The following is a 22,170-nucleotide window of genomic DNA, read 5'->3' as shown; positions in this document are numbered from 1 at the left end:
CCACTATCCCGTGCCGCGGCCCGCACCGGTACGGAAAATAGGTTTGTTGGAAATCTGCTTGACGGGGGATTGAGGGGCGGGGGTTTTCGGGCGGCTCGGGTGGCGGGGCTATCGGAAATCCAGCGGGAATTGAGTGGGGCGGGAGAGGGTTTGGGGTCCGGGGATTCGGTGGAATGGGAGCTTAAGTGGGCGTGGGCGTGGGCGTGGAGCGGGGCGTTCTTGAGGTGGGGGACGGGGTGCACGCCTATGTGCAGCCCGAGGGCGGGTGGTGTCTGAACAATGCGGGGATCATCAGCCATCGCGGGTCCAGTGCGCTCGTCGACACCGTCGCCACCGAGGAGCGGGCCCGGGAGCTGCGCAGGGCCGCGCTGCGGGTCGCGGGGCGGGCGCCGCGGGCCCTCGTCAACACGCATTTCCACGGCGACCACACGTACGGGAACTTCCTCTTCCCCGAGGCGCTCACCATCGGGCACGAGCGGACCCGGGTCATGGTCCAGGCGGCCGGGCTGCACATGGCCGGGCTGTGGCCCGACGTGTGCTGGGGGGACATCGAGGTCAGGCCGCCCGAACTGACCTTCCGGGACCGGACCACGCTCCACGTGGGGGACGTCAGGGCCGAGCTCATCCACATCGGCCCGGCCGCCCACACCACCGACGACACCGTCGTCTGGCTGCCCGATCAGGGCGTGCTGTTCACCGGCGACCTCGTCATGAACGGGGTCACGCCGTTCTGCGTCATGGGGTCCGTCGCGGGGAGCCTGAGGGCCCTGGAGCGGTTGCGGGGGCTGGGGGCCACCACCGTCGTTCCCGGTCACGGGCCCGTCGGGGGGCCCGAGGTGTTCGACGCCAACGAGGGGTACCTGCGTTGGGTGCAGGGCCTGGCCCGGGAGGGCGTCGCGGCCGGGGTGAGTCCGCTGGAGCTGGCCCGTGCCACCGATCTCGGGCCGTACGCCGAACTGCTGGACGCCGAGCGGCTGCTGCCCAACCTCCACCGCGGCTACGCGGAGGCGCAGGGCCGGCTGCCCGAGGGCTCACCCCTCGATGTCGGCGCCCTGTTCGCGGAGATGACCGCCTACCACGGGCGGCCCCTGGAGTGCCACGCCTGAGGTCAGCCCGTTCAAGCGCTGGATCAGCCGCTTCTGCTCGCGCGCCAGCGCCTCGATCCGCGTGCCCAGGCGGGCTATCGCGCCGCCGAGTTCGTGGAGCGAGGCGTCCGGGTCCGGAGTCGACAGGGACGGGGCGTGGTGCAGGATCGCCTCCATGCGCTCGCGCAGGGCCGGACCCGGTTCCACGCCGAGTTCCTCCGCCAGGCGGCGGCGGGCCCGCTCGTACACGCCCAGGGCCTCGGCCTGGCGGCCGCAGCGGTACAGGGCCAGCATCTGGAGGTCGTAGAGCCGCTCGCGCACCGGGTGGCGGGCCGTCAGCCGCTCCAGCTCCCGGGCGGCCTCGGCGGGCCGGCCGCTGCGCAGGTGGGCGTCGTACAGCGTCTCCAGCGTGGTCAGCCGCAGTTCCTCCAGCCGCTCCGCCTCCCTCGTGCACAGCGGCCCCTGCCCGCTGCCCTCCAGCGCCGGGCCGCGCCACAGGGCGAGCGCGCCGCTCAGCAGTTCCGCCGCCCGTACGGGATCGGCGGCGAGCGTTCCCCGGCCCTTCGAGGAGAGGTCGTGGAAGTGGTGGGCGTCCGTCCGCGTCGCGGGCCGTCCCAGTGCGTAGCCCGTCGCGTGGGTGGAGATCGGGTCATGGCCCGCGGCGTCGTGGAGCAGCCGGCGCAGGCGGGCCACATGGGCGTGCAGGGCGTTGGCCGCGCCCGCCGGCGGGCGCTCGCCCCACAGTTCGTGGATGAGCCGTTCGGCAGGCAGCACCTGGCCCGCCCGGACCACCAGTGCACCGAGCAGCGCCCGCTGTTTGGCGCCGGAGGGCGCGACATACGTCCCCGTGCGGCGGTCGAGCACCTCCACCGGCCCCAGGACGCGGAAGTCCATTTCGGTGTCTTCGCCCATGGTTCCCGCGCCCCCTCCCGGCGGAAATGGAATATGTGCCGGTTTTTATCCCCTGAGCGGAATCTACCAGCTTGTATTTCGCCTGCAACCGTCCGAAGCGGAGGGCTGCTCGACACCTGCTCAAGAATTCCGGGACGGTGTGCTGGACACCGCTACCGTGCCGGAGTCGAAGGCTGAAAATCGATGGGAACTCGACGAAATACGGAGGACACCGTGAAGATTCAGGTTCTGGGTCCGTTGAGTGCCGAGGTCAACGGGGGCTCGATTGTTCCGACGGCTGGCAAGCCGCGCCAGATCCTGGCGCTGCTCGCGCTCTATCCGGGGCGGGTGATGCCCGTGCAGACCCTCATGGAGGAGATCTGGGGCACCGACCTCCCGCAGAGCGCGCTCACGACGCTGCAGACGTACATCCTGCAGCTGCGCAGGAGACTCGGCACGGCCATGGGGCCGGGGGTCCCGGGCAGCGCCAAGGACGTGCTCGCGACCCGGCACGGCGGCTACCTGCTGCAGATACCGCCGGACGCGGTGGACGTCCACGCGTACGAGAGCCTCGTGGTGGGCGGACAGCACGCGTACGAGGACGGGGACGACGAGCGCGCGGCCGACCTGCTGCGCAAGGCGCTCGGACTGTGGAACGGCCCGGCGCTGGTCGACGTACGCGTGGGACCGATCCTGGAGATCGAGGTCATGCGGCTGGAGGAGAGCCGGCTCGTGACGGTCGAGCGGCGCATCGACGCGGACCTGCGGCTCGGCCGGCACGTCGAGGTCATCGCCGAGCTGACCGAGCTGATCGCCCGGCACCCGCAGCACGAGGGCCTGCACTCGCAGGCCATGGTCGCGCTGTACCGGTCCGGCCGCCAGGCCACGGCCCTGGACGTTTACCGCAGGCTGCGCAACCGCCTGATAGACGACCTCGGAGTGGAACCGTCCCCACAGCTCCAGCGCCTGCACCAGGCGATGCTGACGGTGGATCCGGCGCTGGACGTGGTGGCGGGGCCGCGCCGCGGATCCACGTTCGACCTCTACGCCGCCTAGAGCGGTCCCTCCGGTCCGTCCGGTCGCTCACAGTCCCTCTCCAGTCCCTCCAGTCCCTCTCAGTCCCTCCCAGTACCTTCCACGGCGGTCTGCACACCGATTCGAGCCGGTCTCAAGCGCGGTCGGTGAGTGTCGAGACCTACGTGGTGCGGTTCCTGGGAGGTGGCGATGGGCGACAGACAGGCCGTACGGCTGCACTGCTTCGCACATGCGGGTGCCGGAGTGTCCTCGTTCTACCGGTGGGACAAGCTCGCCGGGAGCGGGGTGTCGACCACGCCCTGGCTGCTGCCCGGGCGCGACGAGCGGCGCCGCGAGATCCGGCTGACCGGCCGCGACGAGCTCCTGGCCGATCTCAAGCCCCTGTTCGAGCAGATCGCCGACGGGGCCGGCGCCCCCTACATCCTCTACGGGCACAGCCTCGGCGCGTCGGTCGCCCTCACGGTCGCCCACGCCGCGATGGAGTACGGGCTGCCGACGCCCGCGCTGCTCGCCGTCGGGGCCAGCCCGCCGCCGGACCTGCCGGCCGCCCTCGCGAACTCCGCCGAGCTGCCGGACGAGGAGCTGCTGCGCGTCCTGGACCGGTTCGACGCGCTGCCGCCCGGCGTGCGGCCCGGAGACGTGTGGTTCCGGTCCGTCTTCCCCGTGCTCCGCGCCGACCTCCGGCTCGCCCGCAACCTGCGGGCCGCCGCCGTCGCGCCGACCGCGCCCGGCCCCGTGCCCGTACCGCTGCTCGCGGTCACCGGCACCGAGGACCCCCTCGTCGGCGCCGGGGCCGCCGCGGGCTGGCAGCGCTGGACCACCGGCCGGCTGGTGCGGCGGACCGTGCCCGGCGGCCACTTCTTCGTCCGGGGCGGCGAGCTGCCCCGGATGCTCGGCCGGGCCGCCCGCATCGTGCTGCGCGGACACCGGACGGGCCACCGCGAACCGACAGGACAGGGGGAAGGGCGATGAGACGAGTCGTCATCACGGGCATCGGGGTCGTGGCCCCGGGCCGCCCGGGCACCAAGGAATTCTGGTCGCTGCTGACCGACGGCCGTACGGCCACCCGCGCCATCACCCTCTTCGACGCCTCCGGATTCCGCTCCCGGATCGCCGCCGAGGCCGATTTCGACCCGCAGGAGTCCGGGCTCGGTGCCGAGCAGGCGGGCCGCCTGGACCGCGCCGCCCAGTTCGCCGTCGTCAGCGCCCGCGAGGCCCTCGCGGACAGCGGCCTGGCCGGCTCGTACGACGCCGCGCGCACCGGGGTCACCCTCGGCAGCGCGCTCGGCTGCACCACCGGCCTCGATGCCGAGTACGGGGTCGTCAGCGAGCGGGGCACCCGTACGCTCGTCGACCACACCAAGGCCGTGCCCCACCTGTACGACTACTTCGTCCCCAGCTCGATGGCGGCCGAGGTGGCCCGTACCGTCGGCGCCCAGGGCCCCGTGGCCCTGGTCTCCACCGGCTGCACCTCCGGCCTCGACGCGATCGGGCACGCCGTCGACCTCGTCCGCGAGGGAAGCGCCGACGTGATGGTCACCGGCGCGGCCGAGGCGCCCATCACGCCGATCACCGCCGCCTGCTTCGACGCGATCCGCGCCACCTCCACCCGCAACGACGAGCCGGAGACCGCCTCACGGCCCTTCGACCGCACCCGCAACGGGTTCGTCCTGGGGGAGGGCTCGGCCGTCCTCGTCATCGAGGAGTACGAGCACGCCCGCGCCCGCGGCGCCCACATGTACGCCGAGATCTCGGGTTTCGCCTCGCGCAGCAACGCGTACCACATGACCGGACTGCGCCCCGACGGGATCGAGATGGCCGCCGCCATCACGGCCGCGCTCGCCGAGGCAGAGCTGGTGCCCGGGGACATCGACTACATCAACGCGCACGGCTCCGGCACGAAGCAGAACGACAAGCACGAGACCGAGGCGTTCAAGCGGAGCCTGGGACAGCGGGCGTACGAGGTCCCCGTCAGCTCCATCAAGTCGATGATCGGGCACTCCCTCGGCGCGATCGGGGCCCTCGAAGTGGCCGCCTGCGCCCTCGCCATCGAGCACGACACCGTCCCGCCGACGGCGAACCTGCACGAGCCCGACCCGGCCTGCGACCTCGACTACACCCCGCTGACCGCCCGCCGCCAGCGCACCGACGCCGTCCTGACCGTCGGCAGCGGCTTCGGCGGGTTCCAGAGCGCGATGATCCTGACCAGCCCGAGCCTGAAGGCGGACCGATGACCACCGTTCTCGCCGCCCCGATCGCCCCCGCCGCCACACCTGCCTCCCGCAGCGCCGCCCCCGTCGTCACCGGCATCGGGGTCGCCGCGCCCAACGGGCTCGGCACCGAGGCCTGGTGGTCCGCCGTCCTGCGCGGCCGCTCCGGCATCCGGCCGGTCAGCCGGTTCGACGCGAGCGGCTACCCGGCCAAGCTGGCCGGCGAGGTGCCCGGATTCGTCGACGCCGAGCACGTCTCCAGCCGGCTGATGCCGCAGACCGACCGCGTCACCCGGCTCTCGCTCGCCGCCGCGAAGGAGGCCCTCGACGACGCCGGCGCCGACCCCGCGCAGCTGCCCGACCACGCCGCGGGCGTGGTCACCGCCAACTCCTTCGGCGGCTTCGAGTTCGGCCAGCAGGAGCTCCAGGCGCTGTGGAGCAAGGGCGGCCAGCACGTCTCCGCGTACCAGTCCTTCGCCTGGTTCTACGCCGTCAACAGCGGCCAGATCTCCATCCGGCACGGCCTGCGCGGCGCCTCCGGAGTGATCGTCTCCGAGCAGGCCGGCGGCCTCGACGCGATGGCCCACGCCCGCCGCCAGATCCGCAAGGGCGCCGAGCTCGTCGTCACCGGCGGCATCGACTCCGCCCTGTGCTCCTGGGGCTGGGCCGCCTACCTGGCCGGCGGCGGGCTCACCCACCGCGAGGACCCGGCCCGCGCCTACCTGCCGTTCGCCGAGGACGCGAGCGGCCACGTGGCGGGCGAGGGCGGAGCGCTCCTCGTCCTGGAGGGCGCCGAGGAGGCGCGCCGGCGCGGCGCCCGCGCGTACGGGGCCATCGCCGGGCACGCCGCCACCTTCGACGCCGACGGGACCTCCCGGCTGGGCGCGGCCGCGGAACTCGCCCTCGCCGACGCGGGCGTCCACCCCGACGAGGTCGACGTCGTCTTCGCCGACGCGGCGGGCGAACGCGGCGCCGACCGCGCCGAAGCGGAGGCGATCACGGCACTGTTCGGCCCGTACGGGGTGCCCGTCACCGCGCCCAAGTCGATGACCGGGCGGCTCGCCGCCGGAGGCGCGGCCCTCGACGTGGCCGCCGCCCTGCTCACCCTGCGCGACCAGCTGATCCCGCCGACCACCGGGACCGAACTCCCGGCCGACGAGTACCTCCTGGACCTGGTCACCGGCGCGCCCAGCCCGGCCCTCGGGCTGCCGCTGCGGACCGCGCTCGTACTGGCCCGCGGGCGCGGCGGCTTCAACTCCGCCGTCGTCGTACGCGCCCCGGACGCCTGACCCGCAGCCCCTGAAAAAGCAGCCCCTTAAAACGAAGCCCCCGAAAAAGAAGCCCCCACCAGAACAGAGGGAGACCATGGACCGGCTGGAACTCGACGACCTGAAGCGCATCCTGCGCGAGTGCGCGGGCGAGGAGGAGGGCGTCGACCTCGACGGCGACGTCCTGGACCTGAACTGGTTCGAGCTGGGCTACGACTCGCTCGCCGTCCTCCAGACCACCGGCTACATCGAGCGCGAGTACGACGTACTCCTCGACGAGGAGGCCCTCGACGACGCGGACACCCCGCGCCGCTACCTCGCCATGGTCAACGAGGTGCTGTCCGCACGGGCTGCGGTCTGATTCCGTGATCCAAGAGACCCTCATCACCACTGACACCGCCGCCGCCACCGTCGAGACCGACGTCTGCGTCATCGGCGCCGGACCCGCCGGGCTGGCGCTGACGCTCATGCTGCTGCGCTCCGGTGTCCGCGTGACCCTGGTCGAACGCTCCACCGCGTTCCGCCGCGAGTTCCACGGCGAGATCCTCCAGCCGGGCGGCCAGCGGATCCTCGACGAGCTCGGCGTCCTGGCCGGGGCGGCGGCCCGCGGCGCGGCCCGCCTGCGCGGGTTCCAGGTGCTGGAGCGGGAGCGGGTGCTGCTCGACATCGACTACGGGCGGCTGCCCGCCCCGTACGACCACCTGCTGGCCCTCCCCCAGCCGCACCTGCTGGAGGAACTCCTCGCCGCCTGCGAGCGGCTGCCCGGCTTCACCCTGCTCGAAGGGCACCGGATCGCCGCGCTCCGCCAGAAGCGTCCGGACAGCCCCTGCACGGGCGCCGTGGTCAACGGACCCGACCGGGTGCCCGTCACCGTCCGCGCGCAGGTGGTGGTCGGCGCCGACGGCCGGTTCTCCAAGACCCGCGCGCTCGCCGGCATCGACGCCGGGCGCCGGGAGTCCTTCGCCCACGACGTGGTGTGGTTCTCGCTGCACGCGCCCGGCCGGGCGACCGGGCAGGTACGGGTGCACCGCGCGGCGGGCAGCGCCGTACTCGTCCACGACACCCACCCCGACCGGCTCCGGATCGGCTGGACCCTGCCGCACGGCGGCTGGCGCGGCGCCGTCCGGCGCGGCATCGAGGACATCCGGTGGGAACTGGCCGAGGCACTGCCGCAGTACGCCGACCTCGTGCACGAGCAGATCACGTCCATGGCCGATCTGACCCTGCTCGACGTGTTCGCCTCGCACGCCGAGGAATGGGTGCGCGACGGGCTCGTCCTGCTCGGCGACAGCGCCCACACCCACGGGCCGATCGGCGCCCAGGGCATCAACCTGGCCCTCCAGGACGCCGCCGCGCTGCACCCCGTACTCGTCTCCGCGCTCTGCGACGGGGAGCCGACGGCGCAGCGCCTCGCGCCCTACCGGGACCGGCGCGCCCCGGCGGCGGCCGCCGTGCACCGCATGCAGGTCATGCAGGCCCGCTCGCTGTTCGGCGGGGGCGGGCAGGCCGCCGCGTTCCTGCGGGCGCGGGCGGCGGCGGTCGTCACCCGCACCCCGATCGGCGCGAAGATCACCCGGAAGGTCGCGCACGGCCACGACCCGGCGGGGGTCCGCACCGACCTCTTCCCGGTGCTGCACGTCAACCGGTCGCTGTAGCAGGCCGTTCCCGCTGCCGGTCGCCGGTCGCCGGTCGCCGGTCGCCGGACGCCGGTCACCGGCCATCGGTCAAGGCAGGTCGTCGCGCGTCACCAGGCGGTGGGCGACCTGCCAGCCGTCCGGCGCGGGGACCAGTACGTCCTCCATCACGCACACCCGGTGCACCTTCGACTCGCCGTCCCGCGGGGTCAGGTACACCAGCGCGTAGCTGCGGGTGTGCACCGTGCCGTCGGGCTGCGGCCGCGCGTCCAGCATGCCCAGCCAGTGCCGCAGCTGTTCGCCGCTGCCGGCCTGGACCTCCGCGTTGCGCCGGACGTTCGCGGCGAGGGCCGCGCGCCCGACCACCGGCGCGGGCAGCGTCGGCACGTCGAAGACGGCGTCCTCGGTGAAGGTCCGCGCCCACGGCTCGGCCTCGAAGGAGTCGAAGAGCTGCATCTGGCGGGAGTAGAACTGCTGGACCTCCGCGTACAGCAGGCCGAACTCCCTCACTGCCGCCGCCGTCGTCGTCGCTGTCATCGGGGGACTCCGTTCCATCGGTTCCCGACAGCATCCGCACCGCAGATCGAGCGCTCTTCGAAGACTCCTCAAGCGCCGCTGCCCAGGCTGGGCCGACACGGCTGAGGCCGGACAGGTCTTGGGGGTGCCGCCGCAGTCGCGGGCGCCCCTTCGGGAGCCAGGAGGAGAGCACCATGCCGAGATTCGTGTACCCGGAACTCCCGCTGGACGGCCTGCTGCGCCGGGCGGCGGTCCGCGACCCCGCCGGCCGGGCGATCCGGACCGCGACCGGCGCCGGTTTCACGACGACGGTGACCTTCGCCGAACTGGACGGCCGGGCCGACCGCTTCGCCTCCTACCTGGAGCACACCCTCGGCCGCCGCGGGGCGCGGGTCGGCGTCGCCAACGTCCTCGACCCGGTCTTCGCCGCCGCCTACTACGGGACCGTGCGCAGCGGGAACACCGTCGTGCTGGTCAACCCGCTGATCAAGGAGGCGGGCCTGGTCCACGTCCTGCGGACGGCCGAGGTCGAGGTGGCGTTCGTACCGACCGCCACCGCCGAACTGCTGGTCAAGGTGGGCGACCGGCTTCCGCACCTGCGGTCCGTCGTCGTGACCGACGCGCCCGACGGCGTGGTCCCCGGCGACGCCGTGCCCCTGGCCGCCGCGCTGGCCGCCGTACCGGAGCGGGCGGTGCTGCCCGGGGCCGTCGACCTGGACGCCGACGTCTGCATCCAGTTCACCACCGGCACCACGGGCCGCCCCAAGGGCGTCCGGCTCACCCACCGCAACCTGGTGGCGAACGCGGCCCAGACCGCCACCGCGCACGACCTCGGCAGCGACTCGGTCACCCTCAACCACCTGCCGCTCTACCACACCATGCACCTCAACTCGGGCGTCTACGCGGGCGCCTGCCAGGTGCTGTGCACCGACCCCGACCCGGTCGCCTCGCTCGCCGCCTGCGCCCGCGCCGAGGCCACCCACTACTACGGGCTGCCCGCGCGCCTGCACCGGCTGGCCCAGGACGAGCGGCTCACCCACGACTTCCCGGCCGGACGCCGCCTGACCGCCGTGCTCTCCGGCGGCACCGCCCTGTCCCCGACCGCCGCCCGGACCCTGCGCGCCCGCCTCGGCGTCCCCGTCATCCAGGGCTACGGGCTGGCGGAACTCTCCCCGCTCTCCCACTGCCAGGACCCGCGCCGCCCCAAGAGCGGCTCGGTGGGACCCGCCGTACCGGGCACCGAATGCCGCATCGTCGCCGTGGACACGAGTACCCCGCTCGACGTCTACGCCACCGGCGAGGTCCAGGTCCGCGGGCCGCAGGTGATGGCCGGCTACCTCGACGACGGCGCGCCCTCGCCGATCGACGCGGACGGCTGGTTCTCCACCGGGGACGTCGGGTACCTGGGCGAGGACGGCGTGCTGTTCCTGGTGGACCGGCTCGACGACGTCTTCAAGTACGACAACGAACTCGTCTCGCCCAGCGGCGTCGAAGACGTCATCGGCGCCGATCCGCGCGTCGCCGAGTGCATCGTGGCGGGCTGGCCCGACCCGGTGCACGGCGCGCTCGTGTGGACGGGCATCGTGCTGCGCGACCCCACCGCCCCCGGCCTGCTCGACGTCCTCGACTCCATCGTGGAGCGCGCCAACGCCCGCTTGAACGACTTCGAACAGATCCGCCGCGTCGAGGTGCTCGACGCCGTGCCGCGTAATCACGTGGGCAAGCCCGAGCGGCGCGCGCTGCGGCTGAGCCTGCGCGGCCGGGCCGCCGCGGAGGCCGCGGCCGTGTGACCTCCCGGCCCGCGCCCGGCCCCCGCGCCCCGGCCCGCGCCCGTCCTTTCCGTACGTACGAACAGCAGAGGAGCAACCACGTGGCGAGCAGTACCGGCACACCGTCCGGAGCCGGGTCAGCCCGGGTCCTCGTGGTGGGGGCGGGCCCCGTGGGCCTGACCGCCGCCCATGAACTGGCCCGGCGGGGGCTGCGCGTACGCCTGGTCGACGGAGCCCCCGGACCGGCCCGCGAGAGCCGCGCCGTGGCCGTCCACCCCCGCACCCTGGAGACCTTCGACCAGATGGGGGTCGTGGACGGGGTCCTCGCCCGGGGCCGCAAGAACCGGGCCTTCACGATGTACGCGCGCGGCAGCCGGCTGGTCCGCCTCGACGCGGACTACGGGACGATGCCCACCCGCTTCCCGTACAGCCTCATCATCGGGCAGGCCGAGACGGAGGCCGTGCTGCGCGAGGCCCTCGCCCGGCTCGGCGTCGGCGTCGAATGGGGGGTGCGGCTCACCTCGTTCGAGCAAGACGGGGAGGGCGTACGGGCTCGGCTGGAGCACCCCGACGGCAGCACCGAGGAGTACGAGGTGCCCTGGCTGGTGGGCTGCGACGGCGGCCACAGCACCGTGCGCAAGCAGCTCGGGCTGCCGCTGCTCGGCGAGTCCAGCGAGACCTGGGCGCTGGCCGACGCGCCCGTCTCCACCGACCTGCCGCCCGACACCATCTACTGGGTCCACACCGGCAGCCAGGCCCTGATGATGGTCCCGTACCAGAGGGAGGGGCACTGGCGGCTGCTCGACACCGCCCCCGGAGCACGGCCGGGGGACGCGGCGCGGCGCTTCTCGGAGAAGCTCAGCGCCGGGCTCGGCCGCCCGGTGCGGGTCGGCGAGCCCGAGTGGACCTCCGTCTTCACGTTCCAGCAGCGCATGGTGCCGCGCATGCACGACGGCCGCTGCTTCGTGGCGGGCGACGCCGCCCACGTGCACAGCCCCGCCTCCGGGCAGGGCATGAACACCGGCATCCAGGAGGCGTACAACCTGGCCTGGAAGCTGGCGATGGCCGCCCGCGGGCAGGCGGGGCGGGAGCTGCTGGCCACGTACGGGCAGGAGCGGGTGCCGATCGGCAAGGCGCTGATCGGATCGACCCGGAAGGCCACCTTCCTGGTCCAGTTCAAGAACGCCCTGGCCGGGGTGGCGCTGCCCGTCGTCTTCACCTTCGTACGCAACATCGGGCCGCTGCGCCGGGCCATCCAGCGCAAGGTCCTCGGCGGCATGTCCGGGCTGCGGCTGTCGTACGAGGACAGCCCGCTGAGCACCGCCGACCCGCTGATGGGGCTGCCCGTAGGCTCCCGGGCCGCCGCGGCGGCCGAGCGGCGCGGGGACCCGGGCTCGGAGGCGCTGCGGGCCGAACTGCGGGACGTCCGCTGGTCCCTGGTGTGGGAGGCGGGCGGTCCGGGCGAGGTCGGGCGGGGCGCGGCGGCCGCGGCCGCCCGCGCGTACGGCGACTGGCTGTCGGTACGGACGGTGGGGGAGGGGGCGTCCGGCGTGGCCGGTGTGGCCGGTGTGCCCGACGGGGCTGATGGGGCCGACGGTCCCGGGCCGCTGGCCGATCCCGACGGGGTGCTGCGGCGCGCGCTGGGGCTGCGGCCCGGCGGCTGGCTGCTGATCCGGCCCGACGGCTACGTGGCCGCCGGCGGCGCCGCCCTGACCCGGCGCGCCCTCGCCCGGGCGCTGGCACCGCTGGGGCCGCCGGCCGCCCTGCCGTCCGCCGAGCCCGAACCGGGCCTCGATCCCGCTTCCACCGCGTCTCCAGAGCTCCGCGACACGGTCGGAGTTCCACCACGGGTACTGGAGGCTCATAGATGACCACGACGACCACGACGTCCACGACGACAACACGGTCAGCGCCGTCGGCGGCGCCGGAGAAGCCGGTCGCCCTCGTCACCGGCGGTACGAGCGGCATCGGCCTGGCGGTCGTACGGGACCTGGCCGGGCGCGGGCACCGGGTGTTCCTGTGCGCCCGGACCCCGGAGAACGTCAAGCGGACCGTCGAGGAGCTGCGCGCCGAGGGCCTGGACGTCGCCGGCGCCGCCGCCGACGTCCGCTCCCGCGAGGCGGTCGCGGAGCTGGTCGCCGCCGCCGTCGCGGAGTGGGGGAGCCCGGTCTCCGTCCTGGTCAACAACGCCGGGCGCAGCGGCGGCGGTCCGACCGCCGACATCACCGACGAGCTCTGGTACGACGTCATCGACACCAACCTGAACAGCGTCTTCCTGCTGACCCGGGAGGTCCTCAAGCGAGGCGGCCTCGGCGGGGCCCCGTGGGGCCGGATCATCAACATCGCCTCCACGGCGGGCAAGCAGGGCGTGCTGCTGGGCGCCCCCTACTCGGCGTCCAAGCACGCCGTCGTCGGCTTCACCAAGGCCCTCGGCAAGGAGCTGGCCCCGGCCGGGATCACGGTCAACGCGGTCTGCCCCGGCTACGTAGAGACGCCGATGGCGCAGCGCGTCCGGGCCGGCTACGCGGCGGCCTGGGACACCACGACCGAGGACGTGCAGGAGCAGTTCGAGGCGAAGATCCCGCTGGGGCGCTACGCGACCCCGCAGGAGGTGGCGGCCATGGTCGGCTACCTGACCACGGACCTCGCCGCGTCCGTCACCGCGCAGGCGCTGAACGTCTGCGGCGGGCTGGGCAACTTCTGATGGCGGCCGAGCGGGTGCACCGTACCGTGCACGAGACCGAGGTGGCCGCCCCCGCGGGCGTGGTCTACGGACTGATCGCGGACCCCGTGCAGTGGCCGCTGTACTTCCCGCCCAACGTGTACGTGGAGCGGCTGGAGTTCGACGGGGTCCACGAGCGGCTGCGGATGTGGGCGACGGCGAACGGCCGGGTCAAGTCCTGGACCTCGCGCCGGGTGCTCGACGCGGCCGCGCGGCGCATCGAGTTCCGCCAGGAGGTCCCCGCGGCCCCGCTGTCGGCGATGACCGGCACCTGGATCGTGGAGCCGCTGGGCGCCGAGCGCTCGCGGCTGGTCCTGCTGCACGACTTCTCGGTTCCGGGCGACCGGGCCGAGGAGGTCGAGTGGGTCGAGCGCGCCACCGACACCAACAGCCGGGCGGAGCTGGGGAACCTGGCGCGGCTGGGCGAGCGCTGGGGCGGTCTCGACGACCTCGTGATGTCCTTCGAGGACACCGTCCGCGTGGACGCCCCGCCGGAGCTGGTCTACGCGTTCCTGGAGCGGGCCGAGCAGTGGCCGCAGCTGCTGCCGCACGTATCTCGGCTGGAGCTCACCGAGCCCGCGGAACTGCCCGGCGTGCAGGTCATGGCCATGGACACGCTGACCGCCGACGGGTCCGCGCACACGACGGAGTCGGTGCGGGTGTGCTTCCCGGCGGCCGGCCGCATCGTCTACAAGCAGACCCGCACCCCCGCCCTGATGTCCGCACACACCGGCGTGTGGACGGTCACGGGCGGCGCGTACGGCTCCACGGTCACCTCGCGGCACGGGGTGGTGCTCCGGGAGGAGGCGATCGCCGGGGTGCTGGGCGCGTCGGCCGATCTCGCGGCGGCCCGCCGGTACGTGCGCGAGGCGCTCGGCCGCAACAGCACGGCGACGATGACGTACGCGAAGCAGTACGCGGAGTCGGCGCTCGCGCGCTGAGGCCGAGCGTGCTTCCGGCCCGGGCTCCAGGTCGTCTCGACCGGAGCTCCGGCCGGTACGGACAGACTCTGGATCACTTGTGACGGAAAGGTGTGGCGATGTCGGTCCAGCAGGTGCACCGCACGTCCTATTCGGTGGACGTCAACGCGCCCGCGGGCGTGGTCTACGGGCTGATCGCGGACACGACCCAGTGGCCGCTGTACTTCCCGTCGAGCATCCACGTCGAGCGGCTCGACTTCGACGGCTCCCGGGACCGGTTCCACATGTGGGTGACCGCGAACGGGACCGTCAGGTCCTGGCTCTCGCGCCGGACGCTGGACGGGACCCGGCTGCGCATCGACTTCCGCCAGGAGGTCCCCGCCGCCCCCGTCGTCTCCATGGGCGGCAGCTGGATCGTGGAGCCTCGGGGCACCGGGCGCTCGCGGCTGGTCCTGCTGCACGACTTCGCGGTCGCCGGCGACCGGCCCGCCGACGTCGACTGGACCAAGGAGGCCACCGACACCAACAGCCGGGCCCAGCTGGCCACGCTGAAGGAGGCCGCGGAGGGCTGGACCCGGCTCGACGGCCTGCTGCTGTCCTTCGAGGACTCCGTACGGATCAAGGGATCGGCCGATCTGGCCTACCAGTTCCTGTACGAGGCCGCCGACTGGCCGGACCGCGTCCCGCACGTGTCGCGCGTCGCCGTGACGGAGGAGGCGCCCGGCGTGCAGCTGCTGAGCATGGACACGGTGACCGCGGACGGGTCCGCGCACACGACGGAGTCGGTGCGGGTGTGCTTCCCGGCGGCCGGCCGCATCGTCTACAAGCAGACCGCGACCCCGGCCCTGATGACGGCGCACACCGGCGAGTGGTCGCTGATCCCGGACGAGAGCGGGGTCACCGCCGTCGCGCAGCACAGCGTGCTGCTGCGCGAGGAGGCGGTCGAGCGGGTCCTGGGCCCGGGCGCGGACCTGGCCGCGGCCAGGACGTACGTGCGCGAGGCGCTGGGGCGCAACAGCCTCGCGACGCTGGGGCTGGCGAAGCAGCATGCGGAGACGGCGATCCGCATGCTCTGAGGCGCCGGCGCCGTGAGGCCGGCTCCATCGGCACTCCATCGGCGTGTCAGGAGCGCGTCAGCGAAACGTGGGAACCCCGCGCATACTCGACCCCTTTGAAGTGCGAGGCCGAGACGAGGGGGAGAGGATGAGCGTCGGTTCCGAGCAGGCCGGGCCGCCCGCACACCCCGGACCCGTACGTTCCGGGCCCGGACTGCCCGCGTCCGCCCGGCAGCGCGAGGTGCTGCTCGACGCGATGGCCGCCCGGCCGGGATCCGGATCACACGTCGAGCAGCTGCACTGGCGCTGGTACGGGCCGCTGGACACCCGGCGGTTCCTGGCCGCCTGGCAGTCCGTGTACGACCGGGAGGCCGTGCTGCGGGCCGCCTTCGCGCCGTACGGGGCCCGGGGCGGGCCCCGGGTCGTCGTGCACCGGCGGGTCGTCCCGCAGTTGGTGCGCCATCCGTACGGATCCGCCGACTGGCAGACCCTGCTCGCGGGGGAGCGGCGGCGCGGCTTCGACCCCACCCGGCCCGGACTGCTGCGGATCGCGCTGCTCGACGAGCGGGGCGGGCCGGGGGCCGGGTCGGGGCCCGGGCCGACGCGCGTGATCCTGACGTACCACCACGCCGTGCTCGACGGGCGCAGCGTACGGCTGCTGATGCGCGCGTTCGCCCGCGCGTACCTCGCGGACGGGAGCGGGACGGGCGGCGAGCGGCGCCCCGACGTCCGCGACCACCTGCGCTGGCTGGCGGGCCAGGACCGCGGCCCGGCCCGCGCGTTCTGGTCGGCGGCCGCGCCGCCGGCGGGCTCGGCCACGCTGCCGCCGGGGGGCGGCGGCGCGGCCGGCCCGGTCCGCGCCACGGTACGGCTGGCCCCGTACGAGGCCTCGCTCCTGCGGGACTGGGCGGCCGGGCAGGGCGTCACCGAGAGCACGGCCCTCCGGGCGGCCTGGGCCATCCAGTTGCGCCGGTCCGTGCCCGACGGCGGCCCGGTCCCGGTGGCGTTCGCGACGGCCGTGTCCGGCCGCGGCATCCCCCTCGACGGGGCGTCCCGCCTGCCCGGCCCGCTGCGCACCCCGCTGCCGATGTCCGTGGAGGTCGACCCCGAGGGGCTGTTCGGGAGGCTGCTGTCCGATCTCGCCGACCGGGCGCTGGACCTCTCGGCGTACGAATGGGTCTCGATGGGCCAGGTGCGGGCGTGGAGCGGCCGGTCCCCGGCCGAGCCGCTCGCGCGGACGGTCCTGTCCTTCGCCCCCCCGCCGCCGACGGACGCGGACCCCCTCGACGAGGACCTGGCGGCCCAGGGCGTACGCCTCACGGGACCGGAGACGGTCGGCACACCCGGCGGCCACGCACTGTCGCTCACCGCGCACCACGACCGCGAGGGCGGTCTGGTGCTGACCGGTGTGCAGGACCGGACCCGGCTCGCGGACGCCCACGAAGCCGTCCACCACACCGCACGCCTCCTCCGCGGGTTCCCCACCACCGACCGCCGGTCCACGACGGTGGCGCAGACCCTGCGCCTCCTGGGGCCGTGGCCCCCACGACGGCAGCCACCACCGCCCGGGGGCGCGGCGCCCGCGGAGCCCGCAGGGCTCGTCGTCCTGCGGCAGGGCGTCCGGCCCGGGGCCGGGACCGTCGTGTTCGTCCCGCCCCCGGGTGCGCCCGCCGGCCGCTTCGCCGCGCTGGCCCGGACGCATCCGGGGACCGGGCAACTGGCCGCGCTCGACGCCCCGGTGGACGCCGCGGGCTGCGTGGCGGCGCTGCGGCCGGTCCTGGCGGCGGGTGAGCCGCTGGTGCTGGGCTGCCATCCGGCCGGGGCCCCGCTGGCCCACGAGATCGCCCGCCGCATGGCGGCCTTCGGCTGGCCCGCACCGGCGCTTATCGGCTTGCCGCCGGTCGGAGCTGTCGGATAGGAAGATCGCATGCTCAGAGGCAGTAGGGTCGGGCTCAGGGCCCGGCACGAGGAAGACATCCCGGTCCTGCGGACCGAGCTCTACGACGACGTGGTCAACGGCTCGCGGGCCGAGGGACGGCCGTGGCGGCCGATCACGCCCGGCTCGAAGGACTCGCGGCTCGTCGTGGACGACAACGAGCACGGGCACGTCCCGTTCTCCGTGGTCGAGCTGGACGGCGGCACCCTGGTCGGCACGGCGAACCTGTGGGGCATCGACAACCACAACCGGTCCGCGCACATCGGGTTGGGCCTGCTGCCGGCCGCTCGCGGCAAGGGCTACGGCACCGACGTGGTCGGCGTGCTCTGCCACTACGGCTTCGTCGTGCGCGGCCTGCAGCGGCTGCAGATCGAGACGCTGTCGGACAACGACGCGATGCTGCGCTCCGCCGAGCGCAACGGCTTCGTCCGCGAGGGCGTGCTGCGTTCCTCGGCCTGGGTGCTCGGCGAGTTCATGGACGAGGTTCTGCTCGGGCTCCTCGTCCAGGACTGGAAGCCCGCCCGAGGAGCCTAGGAGGCTACGCGACCGCGTGGAGGAGGCCCGCGTCGCGCATTTCCTCCACCCATATGTCCAGGTCGGCGCGGGCGTTCTCGGGGAGCGTGTCCCAGAGGCGGGCGAGGAGATCGGCCGCGGCCGCCGTGTCGCCGTCGTGCTGGCGCAGGGCGATCCACATCGCCGTGCCCACCGGGCCGCAGCGGTAGCTCTCCGGGCCCGCCGTCGACGCGGCCAGCAGTTCCAGGCGGCCGTCGGCGTCCACGGAGGCGACACGCACCCCCGGCATCGGTCGGATGCGCACGGGCACCTCCAGGGCCAGCGGTCGAGGAACCCTCAAGCTATTACGGAAATCCGGCAGGATCCATGGACCCTCCAGCTTTCTGGGGTTCCCCCTCGCACACCCCCTGTACGGCTGATTCCCGGATTTAGGGGGGTGGGCGCCCGCGCCCGGGGAAGGATCCTCCGAGCGGGCTGGAGGGGTGGTCGAGCCGTCTTCCAGGGCTCTTCGAGCGGCGCCGCCGAGCGTGGCACCCGGACCCCCGAAGACCGGCACACCCGAGGAGCCCCCATGGTGACCTTCGTCAACAAGCTGACCGTCCACGGTGACATCGACCGGTTCCTGGAGGTCAAGGACCGCCTGACCGCCTATATGAGCAGCCAGCCCGGCTACATCGGCCACGAGGCCCTGCGCCACCTCGGCGACCAGCGGGTCTTCCTCGAACTGGCCGTGTGGGCGGACGCCCAGGCCCACGCCAGCGCCGTCCGCAGCGAGGAGTTCCAGGCCCTCGTCAAGGACCTCGGCCCGCTGGCCACCCCCGAGCCCGGTCTGTACGAGACCGTGGAGGCGGCGCCCGGTGTCCGATGACGCGGCCGCCCTCCTCGCCCGCCGGCCCCGCCGGCCGCGCCCGCCCCGGAGGTCCGCCGCCCCGCCGCTGACCGTCCTGTTCACCGGTCACGCGGGCCGCCGCCTCGCCCTCGGCCGCGAGCTGTACTGCGCCGTCCCCGCCTTCCGGACCGCGTACGACGGCGTGCGCGACGCACTGGACCCCTGGCTGCGCCTGCCGCTGGCCGCAGTCGTCTTCGCCCCCGAGGGCGGGGTGGACTCGGGCCTGATCCGCCGCGCCGAGTTCGCCCAGCCGGCGCTGTTCGCCTTCCAGGTCGCCGTGTACCGGCTCTGGCAGAGCTGGGGGCTGCGCGCCGACGCCGTCGCCGGCCAGGGCGCCGGGGAACTCTCCGCCGCCCACGTGGCCGGCGTGCTCACGCTGGCCGACGCGGCCCGGCTCGTCGCCGCGCTCGGCCGCCTCGTCCCGCCCAGGCCTGCACCCGGCGCCGCGCGGGCCGCCGAGGCCGAGTTCCTGAAGGCGGCCCGCGAGAGCGCCACCGCGCCGCGGTCCGTCCACCTCGTCTGCACCGCGACCGGCCGGGCCATCGGCCCCGGGCCGGACGAACGCCCACTGCGGCCCGAACGGCTGCTGCTCCAGACCCACCAGGTCATCCGTACCGCAGACGCCGTACGCACCCTGGAGGCGGCCGGGTTCACCCGCCCCCACCCCTGCGGGCCCGACCCCGAGGACGCCCTGCCCGGCTGCGAACTGCGCGCCGCCCGGGCCGTGCTGCTGCACATCGAAGGACCCGAACGAACCGAAGGACAGGCCGCAGGCCGCCACCGGTGATCCCGGTGGCCGGTCTCCGGCTCCCTTGGGGCGCCGCTGCACGACGCCTCAAGCGGGTGTCGAGCGGATGCCCGCACGCTGAAGACCCGTCATACCCGTAGTGCCCGAAGCATCCGTAGTGCCCGTAGTACCCCCGTAGTACCCGTAACAGAGGACGGACCAGCCCCGCGGACTGCGCGCAGCAGGCCGAGAGTCCCGGACGAAGGAGCTGATCTCCGCCGCCATGGCCACCACCACCGAGACCCCCACGCGTCCCGAGAGCGGGGCCGCCGGCCGTACCGCCGCCGGCCGCGCCGCAGGTCGCGCCGCCGAGGAGACCGAGGCGCTGCGCCGGGCCGCGCGCCTCGAAGCCCTGCTCGGCGACCCGTACGACCCCGCCAACCCGCACGGCCTCGGCGCCCTGTTCGCCGCCGACGAGCGGCGCGAGCCGCCCGCGGCCACCGAGCGGCTGCTCGTCGGGGCGGGCCTGGGCGCGGAGTTCGTCCCCGCCGAGTTCGGCGGCCGGCTCACCCGCGCAGACCTGCTCGTCAAGGTGCTGCGCCCGGTCTTCCGCCGCGATCTCGCCCTCGGCTTCGGCTCCGGCATCACCTCGCTGTTCGCGACCTCCGCCGTCTGGGCGGCCGGCAGCACGGCGCAGCGCCGGGCCACCGCCGACGTCCTGCTCGCCGGCGGGCGCGCCTCGATCGTCCACCACGAGCTCGCCCACGCGAACGCCATCCTGCGCGACGAGTTCACCGCCGCCCCGCTGGCCGGCGGGGGCTTCTCGCTCAGCGGCCGCAAGGACGTCATCATCAACGCCGCCCGGGCGCAGGCGTACGTGGTCTACGCCCGGACCGACCGCGCCCGCAGCCCGCTCAGCCACTCCGTCCTCCTGCTCGACCCGGACGAGCTCACCGCCGCCGGCGGGCTGGCCCGGCTGCCGCGCGTCCCCACCGCCGGCATGCGCGGATCCCTCTTCTCCGGACTGCAGTTCAGCGACTGCGAGGTCCCCGAGAGCGCCCTCGTCGGCCGCGTCGGCGAAGGCGTCGCCCTGGCGCTGCGCACCTACCAGGTCAACCGCTGCGTCATCGCCGCGACCGCCGTCGCCGCCGCCGGCACCGTCCTGCACTCCGCCGTACGGGCCGCCACCACCGGCCGCAGCCGCCCCGTCGCCCGCCGCTTCCACAAACCCCTCGCCGGGGTCTTCGCCGACCTGCTGGCCTGCGACAGCATGGCCACCGTCGCGCTGCGCGCCCTGAGCCTGCTGCCCGACCGCACCCACGTGCTCGCGGCGGCCGTCAAGTACGTCGTCCCCGACCTGCTCCGCGAGAGCCTGGAGGAGCTGGCGGCCGTACTCGGCTCGCGCGGCTACCAGCACGGCACGCCCGAGTACGGGGCGCTGGACAAACTCTCGCGCGACCTGCCGGTCGCAGGGCTCGGGCACGCCGGGACCGCCGCCTGCCAGGCCGTGATCGTGCCCCAGCTGCGGGCGCTGGCCGAGCGGGCCTGGTTCAAGGAGGAGGAGCCGCCGTCCGAGCTGCTGCGCTCCGGCGCGAGCCTGCCGCACCTCGACTACCGGCTGCTGGGCATCGCCGACGGCGGGGACTTCCTCGCGGCGTCCCTCATCGGGTCGGCCGCCCGGCTGGCGGAGGTCCGCGGGGTCGGCGGGCAGCTCGCCGTCCTCGCCGACCTGGCCGAGGCGTTCGTCACCGAACTGCGGGCGCTGCGCGAGCAGTGCCGGGCCATCCCGCAGGGGGCCGCCGCCCTCGCCGACCCCGCCTGGTGCGTGCTCAGCGACCGCTACGCCCTGGTGCTCGCGGCGGCCGCGATCCTGGGCACCTGGGAGGGCCAGGACGGCAGCGAGCCCTTCCTCGCCTCGCCCGCCTGGGCTGTGCTCGCGCTGACCCGGATCGGCGGCCGGCTCGGCATTCCGGTGCCGGAGCTGCCCGACGACTGCCTCGGGCAGGTGCTGGAGGAGCTCGTACGCCGCTACCGGGCGGGCCGCAGCTGCGACCTCGACGCCACCGAGCTGGCCCAGTGACCGGAGGGGACACGCGATGAACCGGAACAACTCACCGCTGCTGAGCGTGCCCGTGCACGCGGCGGGGCCCGACGGGCCCTGGGCGCAGGTGGCCGCGGGCATGACCCGCAACGGCAACGCCTGCGTCCACACCACCTGGGAGGAGTGGCCGGCCGAGCCGGGCTCCCGGGCCGCGCTGCGGATCCTGCTGGGCCGTGACTGGGCGCGCTACCGGGACACGGCCGACGCCACCGCCCGGCACCGCTTCGTGGCCTCCCGGCTGGCGATCCGGTACACGGCCGCCGCCGCGCTCGGCTGCGGGCCCGCCGAGCTGGACCTCTCGTACAAGCCGGGGGGCCGCCCGTACCTGCGCGGGTTCGACCAGATCGACCTGAGCCTGACGCACACCGACGACCTGATCGCGGTCGGCATCAGCCGCAACGGGCGCATCGGCGTCGACACCGAACCCGCCGACCGCAGGCTGTCCTTCGACCTGCTGCAGGACCAGGTCTGCACCCCGGCCGAGCGCGCCGAGCTCGCGGCGCTGGGGGAGCGCGGGCGGGCGGCCGGGATCCTGCGGCTGTGGACGCTGAAGGAGGCGTACACGAAGGCGCTCGGCCAGGGCCTGCGGATGGGCTTCTCCGAGTTCGGCTTCGCCACGGCGACCAGCGGTGAGACCGGGCTGCTCACCCCCGACGGCTCACCCGCCACGCACGGCGAATGGGCCTTCGGGACCTACCCGGTGGCCGGGCGCTACCTGCTCAGCGTCGCCTGCCACGACGCCGGGCTGGACACGTCGCGCGACAGCTCCGTGGCCACCATGCTGGACGAGGGCTTCGTCGGCATGGTGTCGGCGCTGCTCGATCCGGCCTGATCCGGACGGTTGGCCTGAATCGCCCTGAAAGCCGGGCAGTTCCACACGGAACTTGCCAACTTCCATG

The 22,170-nt window shown here is 74.3% G+C and carries 21 protein-coding genes; 18 read left to right on the top strand and 3 right to left on the bottom strand.

Annotation, left to right across the window (positions count from 1 at the left end):
* The first annotated feature begins 185 nt into the window (after window positions 1-185).
* On the top strand, window positions 186-1,106 hold the full coding sequence (locus OG509_RS41695; RefSeq protein WP_331742501.1) for an MBL fold metallo-hydrolase: 921 nt from the start codon (window positions 186-188) through the stop codon (window positions 1,104-1,106).
* On the opposite strand, the gene OG509_RS41690 is transcribed toward OG509_RS41695, so the two are convergent.
* A complete protein-coding gene (locus OG509_RS41690) occupies window positions 1,032-1,997 on the bottom strand; it encodes an AfsR/SARP family transcriptional regulator (RefSeq protein ID WP_331742499.1) in 966 nt (321 codons plus the stop codon). The genes OG509_RS41695 and OG509_RS41690 overlap by 75 nt on opposite strands.
* Window positions 1,998-2,210: 213 nt before the next feature.
* Here OG509_RS41690 and OG509_RS41685 point away from each other — a divergent pair, with 213 nt between their 5' ends.
* From OG509_RS41685 to OG509_RS41660, 6 genes are all read left to right on the top strand, one after another.
* Window positions 2,211-3,032, top strand: a complete 822-nt coding sequence (locus OG509_RS41685; protein ID WP_053692528.1) for an AfsR/SARP family transcriptional regulator — start codon at window positions 2,211-2,213, stop codon at window positions 3,030-3,032.
* Between the two features lie 168 nt (window positions 3,033-3,200).
* Entirely contained in the window at window positions 3,201-3,983 is a 783-nt protein-coding gene (locus OG509_RS41680; RefSeq protein ID WP_331742496.1) for an alpha/beta fold hydrolase, read from the top strand.
* Window positions 3,980-5,245 carry a beta-ketoacyl-[acyl-carrier-protein] synthase family protein gene (locus OG509_RS41675; RefSeq protein WP_331742494.1) on the top strand — a complete coding sequence of 422 codons (1,266 nt, stop codon included), beginning with the start codon at window positions 3,980-3,982 and terminating at the stop codon, window positions 5,243-5,245. The genes OG509_RS41680 and OG509_RS41675 overlap by 4 nt, the downstream gene beginning before the upstream one ends.
* Window positions 5,242-6,510 carry a ketosynthase chain-length factor gene (locus OG509_RS41670; protein WP_331742492.1) on the top strand — a complete coding sequence of 423 codons (1,269 nt, stop codon included), beginning with the start codon at window positions 5,242-5,244 and terminating at the stop codon, window positions 6,508-6,510. The genes OG509_RS41675 and OG509_RS41670 overlap by 4 nt, the downstream gene beginning before the upstream one ends.
* 76 nt (window positions 6,511-6,586) lie before the next feature.
* On the top strand, window positions 6,587-6,850 hold the full coding sequence (locus tag OG509_RS41665; protein ID WP_053692531.1) for an acyl carrier protein: 264 nt from the start codon (window positions 6,587-6,589) through the stop codon (window positions 6,848-6,850).
* A 4-nt stretch (window positions 6,851-6,854) separates the two neighbouring features.
* Window positions 6,855-8,144, top strand: a complete 1,290-nt coding sequence (locus tag OG509_RS41660) for an FAD-dependent monooxygenase (RefSeq protein WP_331742488.1) — start codon at window positions 6,855-6,857, stop codon at window positions 8,142-8,144.
* 69 nt (window positions 8,145-8,213) lie between these two features.
* On the opposite strand, the gene OG509_RS41655 is transcribed toward OG509_RS41660, so the two are convergent.
* Window positions 8,214-8,660 (bottom strand): nuclear transport factor 2 family protein, encoded by a 447-nt coding sequence (locus OG509_RS41655; RefSeq protein ID WP_331742486.1) that lies wholly within the window; start codon window positions 8,658-8,660, stop codon window positions 8,214-8,216.
* Window positions 8,661-8,833: 173 nt separating this feature from the next.
* Here OG509_RS41655 and OG509_RS41650 point away from each other — a divergent pair, with 173 nt between their 5' ends.
* The 7 genes from OG509_RS41650 to OG509_RS41620 all read left to right on the top strand — a co-directional run bounded on the left by OG509_RS41650 (window position 8,834) and on the right by OG509_RS41620 (window position 17,575).
* A complete protein-coding gene (locus OG509_RS41650) occupies window positions 8,834-10,429 on the top strand; it encodes a class I adenylate-forming enzyme family protein (RefSeq protein ID WP_331742484.1) in 1,596 nt (531 codons plus the stop codon).
* A gap of 80 nt (window positions 10,430-10,509) precedes the next feature.
* Window positions 10,510-12,279 (top strand): FAD-dependent oxidoreductase, encoded by a 1,770-nt coding sequence (locus OG509_RS41645; protein WP_331742482.1) that lies wholly within the window; start codon window positions 10,510-10,512, stop codon window positions 12,277-12,279.
* Window positions 12,276-13,112 (top strand): SDR family NAD(P)-dependent oxidoreductase, encoded by an 837-nt coding sequence (locus OG509_RS41640; RefSeq protein WP_331742480.1) that lies wholly within the window; start codon window positions 12,276-12,278, stop codon window positions 13,110-13,112. The genes OG509_RS41645 and OG509_RS41640 overlap by 4 nt, the downstream gene beginning before the upstream one ends.
* A gap of 26 nt (window positions 13,113-13,138) precedes the next feature.
* Complete coding sequence (locus tag OG509_RS41635; RefSeq protein ID WP_331742478.1) at window positions 13,139-14,071, top strand: aromatase/cyclase; 933 nt, start codon at window positions 13,139-13,141, stop codon at window positions 14,069-14,071.
* Between the two features lie 98 nt (window positions 14,072-14,169).
* Window positions 14,170-15,126 (top strand): aromatase/cyclase, encoded by a 957-nt coding sequence (locus tag OG509_RS41630; protein WP_331742476.1) that lies wholly within the window; start codon window positions 14,170-14,172, stop codon window positions 15,124-15,126.
* Between the two features lie 127 nt (window positions 15,127-15,253).
* On the top strand, window positions 15,254-17,023 hold the full coding sequence (locus tag OG509_RS41625) for a condensation domain-containing protein (RefSeq protein WP_331742473.1): 1,770 nt from the start codon (window positions 15,254-15,256) through the stop codon (window positions 17,021-17,023).
* A gap of 9 nt (window positions 17,024-17,032) precedes the next feature.
* Window positions 17,033-17,575 (top strand): GNAT family protein, encoded by a 543-nt coding sequence (locus OG509_RS41620; protein ID WP_331742471.1) that lies wholly within the window; start codon window positions 17,033-17,035, stop codon window positions 17,573-17,575.
* Between the two features lie 4 nt (window positions 17,576-17,579).
* Here the strand turns inward: OG509_RS41620 and OG509_RS41615 are convergent, their stop codons facing one another.
* On the bottom strand, window positions 17,580-17,858 hold the full coding sequence (locus OG509_RS41615; protein ID WP_331742469.1) for a PqqD family peptide modification chaperone: 279 nt from the start codon (window positions 17,856-17,858) through the stop codon (window positions 17,580-17,582).
* A gap of 267 nt (window positions 17,859-18,125) precedes the next feature.
* Between OG509_RS41615 and OG509_RS41610 the strand changes: the two genes are divergently transcribed.
* The 4 genes from OG509_RS41610 to OG509_RS41595 all read left to right on the top strand — a co-directional run bounded on the left by OG509_RS41610 (window position 18,126) and on the right by OG509_RS41595 (window position 22,103).
* The gene (locus OG509_RS41610) at window positions 18,126-18,422 is read left to right on the top strand and encodes an antibiotic biosynthesis monooxygenase family protein (protein ID WP_331742466.1); all 297 of its coding nucleotides are present in this window, start codon (window positions 18,126-18,128) and stop codon (window positions 18,420-18,422) included.
* Window positions 18,412-19,230 carry an acyltransferase domain-containing protein gene (locus tag OG509_RS41605; protein WP_331742464.1) on the top strand — a complete coding sequence of 273 codons (819 nt, stop codon included), beginning with the start codon at window positions 18,412-18,414 and terminating at the stop codon, window positions 19,228-19,230. The genes OG509_RS41610 and OG509_RS41605 overlap by 11 nt, the downstream gene beginning before the upstream one ends.
* Window positions 19,231-19,453: 223 nt before the next feature.
* Window positions 19,454-21,250, top strand: coding sequence for an acyl-CoA dehydrogenase (locus OG509_RS41600; RefSeq protein ID WP_331742461.1), 1,797 nt, complete (start codon window positions 19,454-19,456; stop codon window positions 21,248-21,250).
* A 16-nt stretch (window positions 21,251-21,266) separates the two neighbouring features.
* Window positions 21,267-22,103 (top strand): 4'-phosphopantetheinyl transferase superfamily protein, encoded by an 837-nt coding sequence (locus OG509_RS41595; protein ID WP_331742458.1) that lies wholly within the window; start codon window positions 21,267-21,269, stop codon window positions 22,101-22,103.
* Window positions 22,104-22,170 lie beyond the last annotated feature (67 nt).

Origin of the sequence: Streptomyces sp. NBC_01006 (assembly GCF_045162725.1) — a bacterium.
In the GTDB taxonomy this organism is placed as follows: Bacteria; Actinomycetota; Actinomycetes; order Streptomycetales; family Streptomycetaceae; genus Streptomyces.
This window is presented reverse-complemented; position numbering and strand designations above follow the sequence as displayed.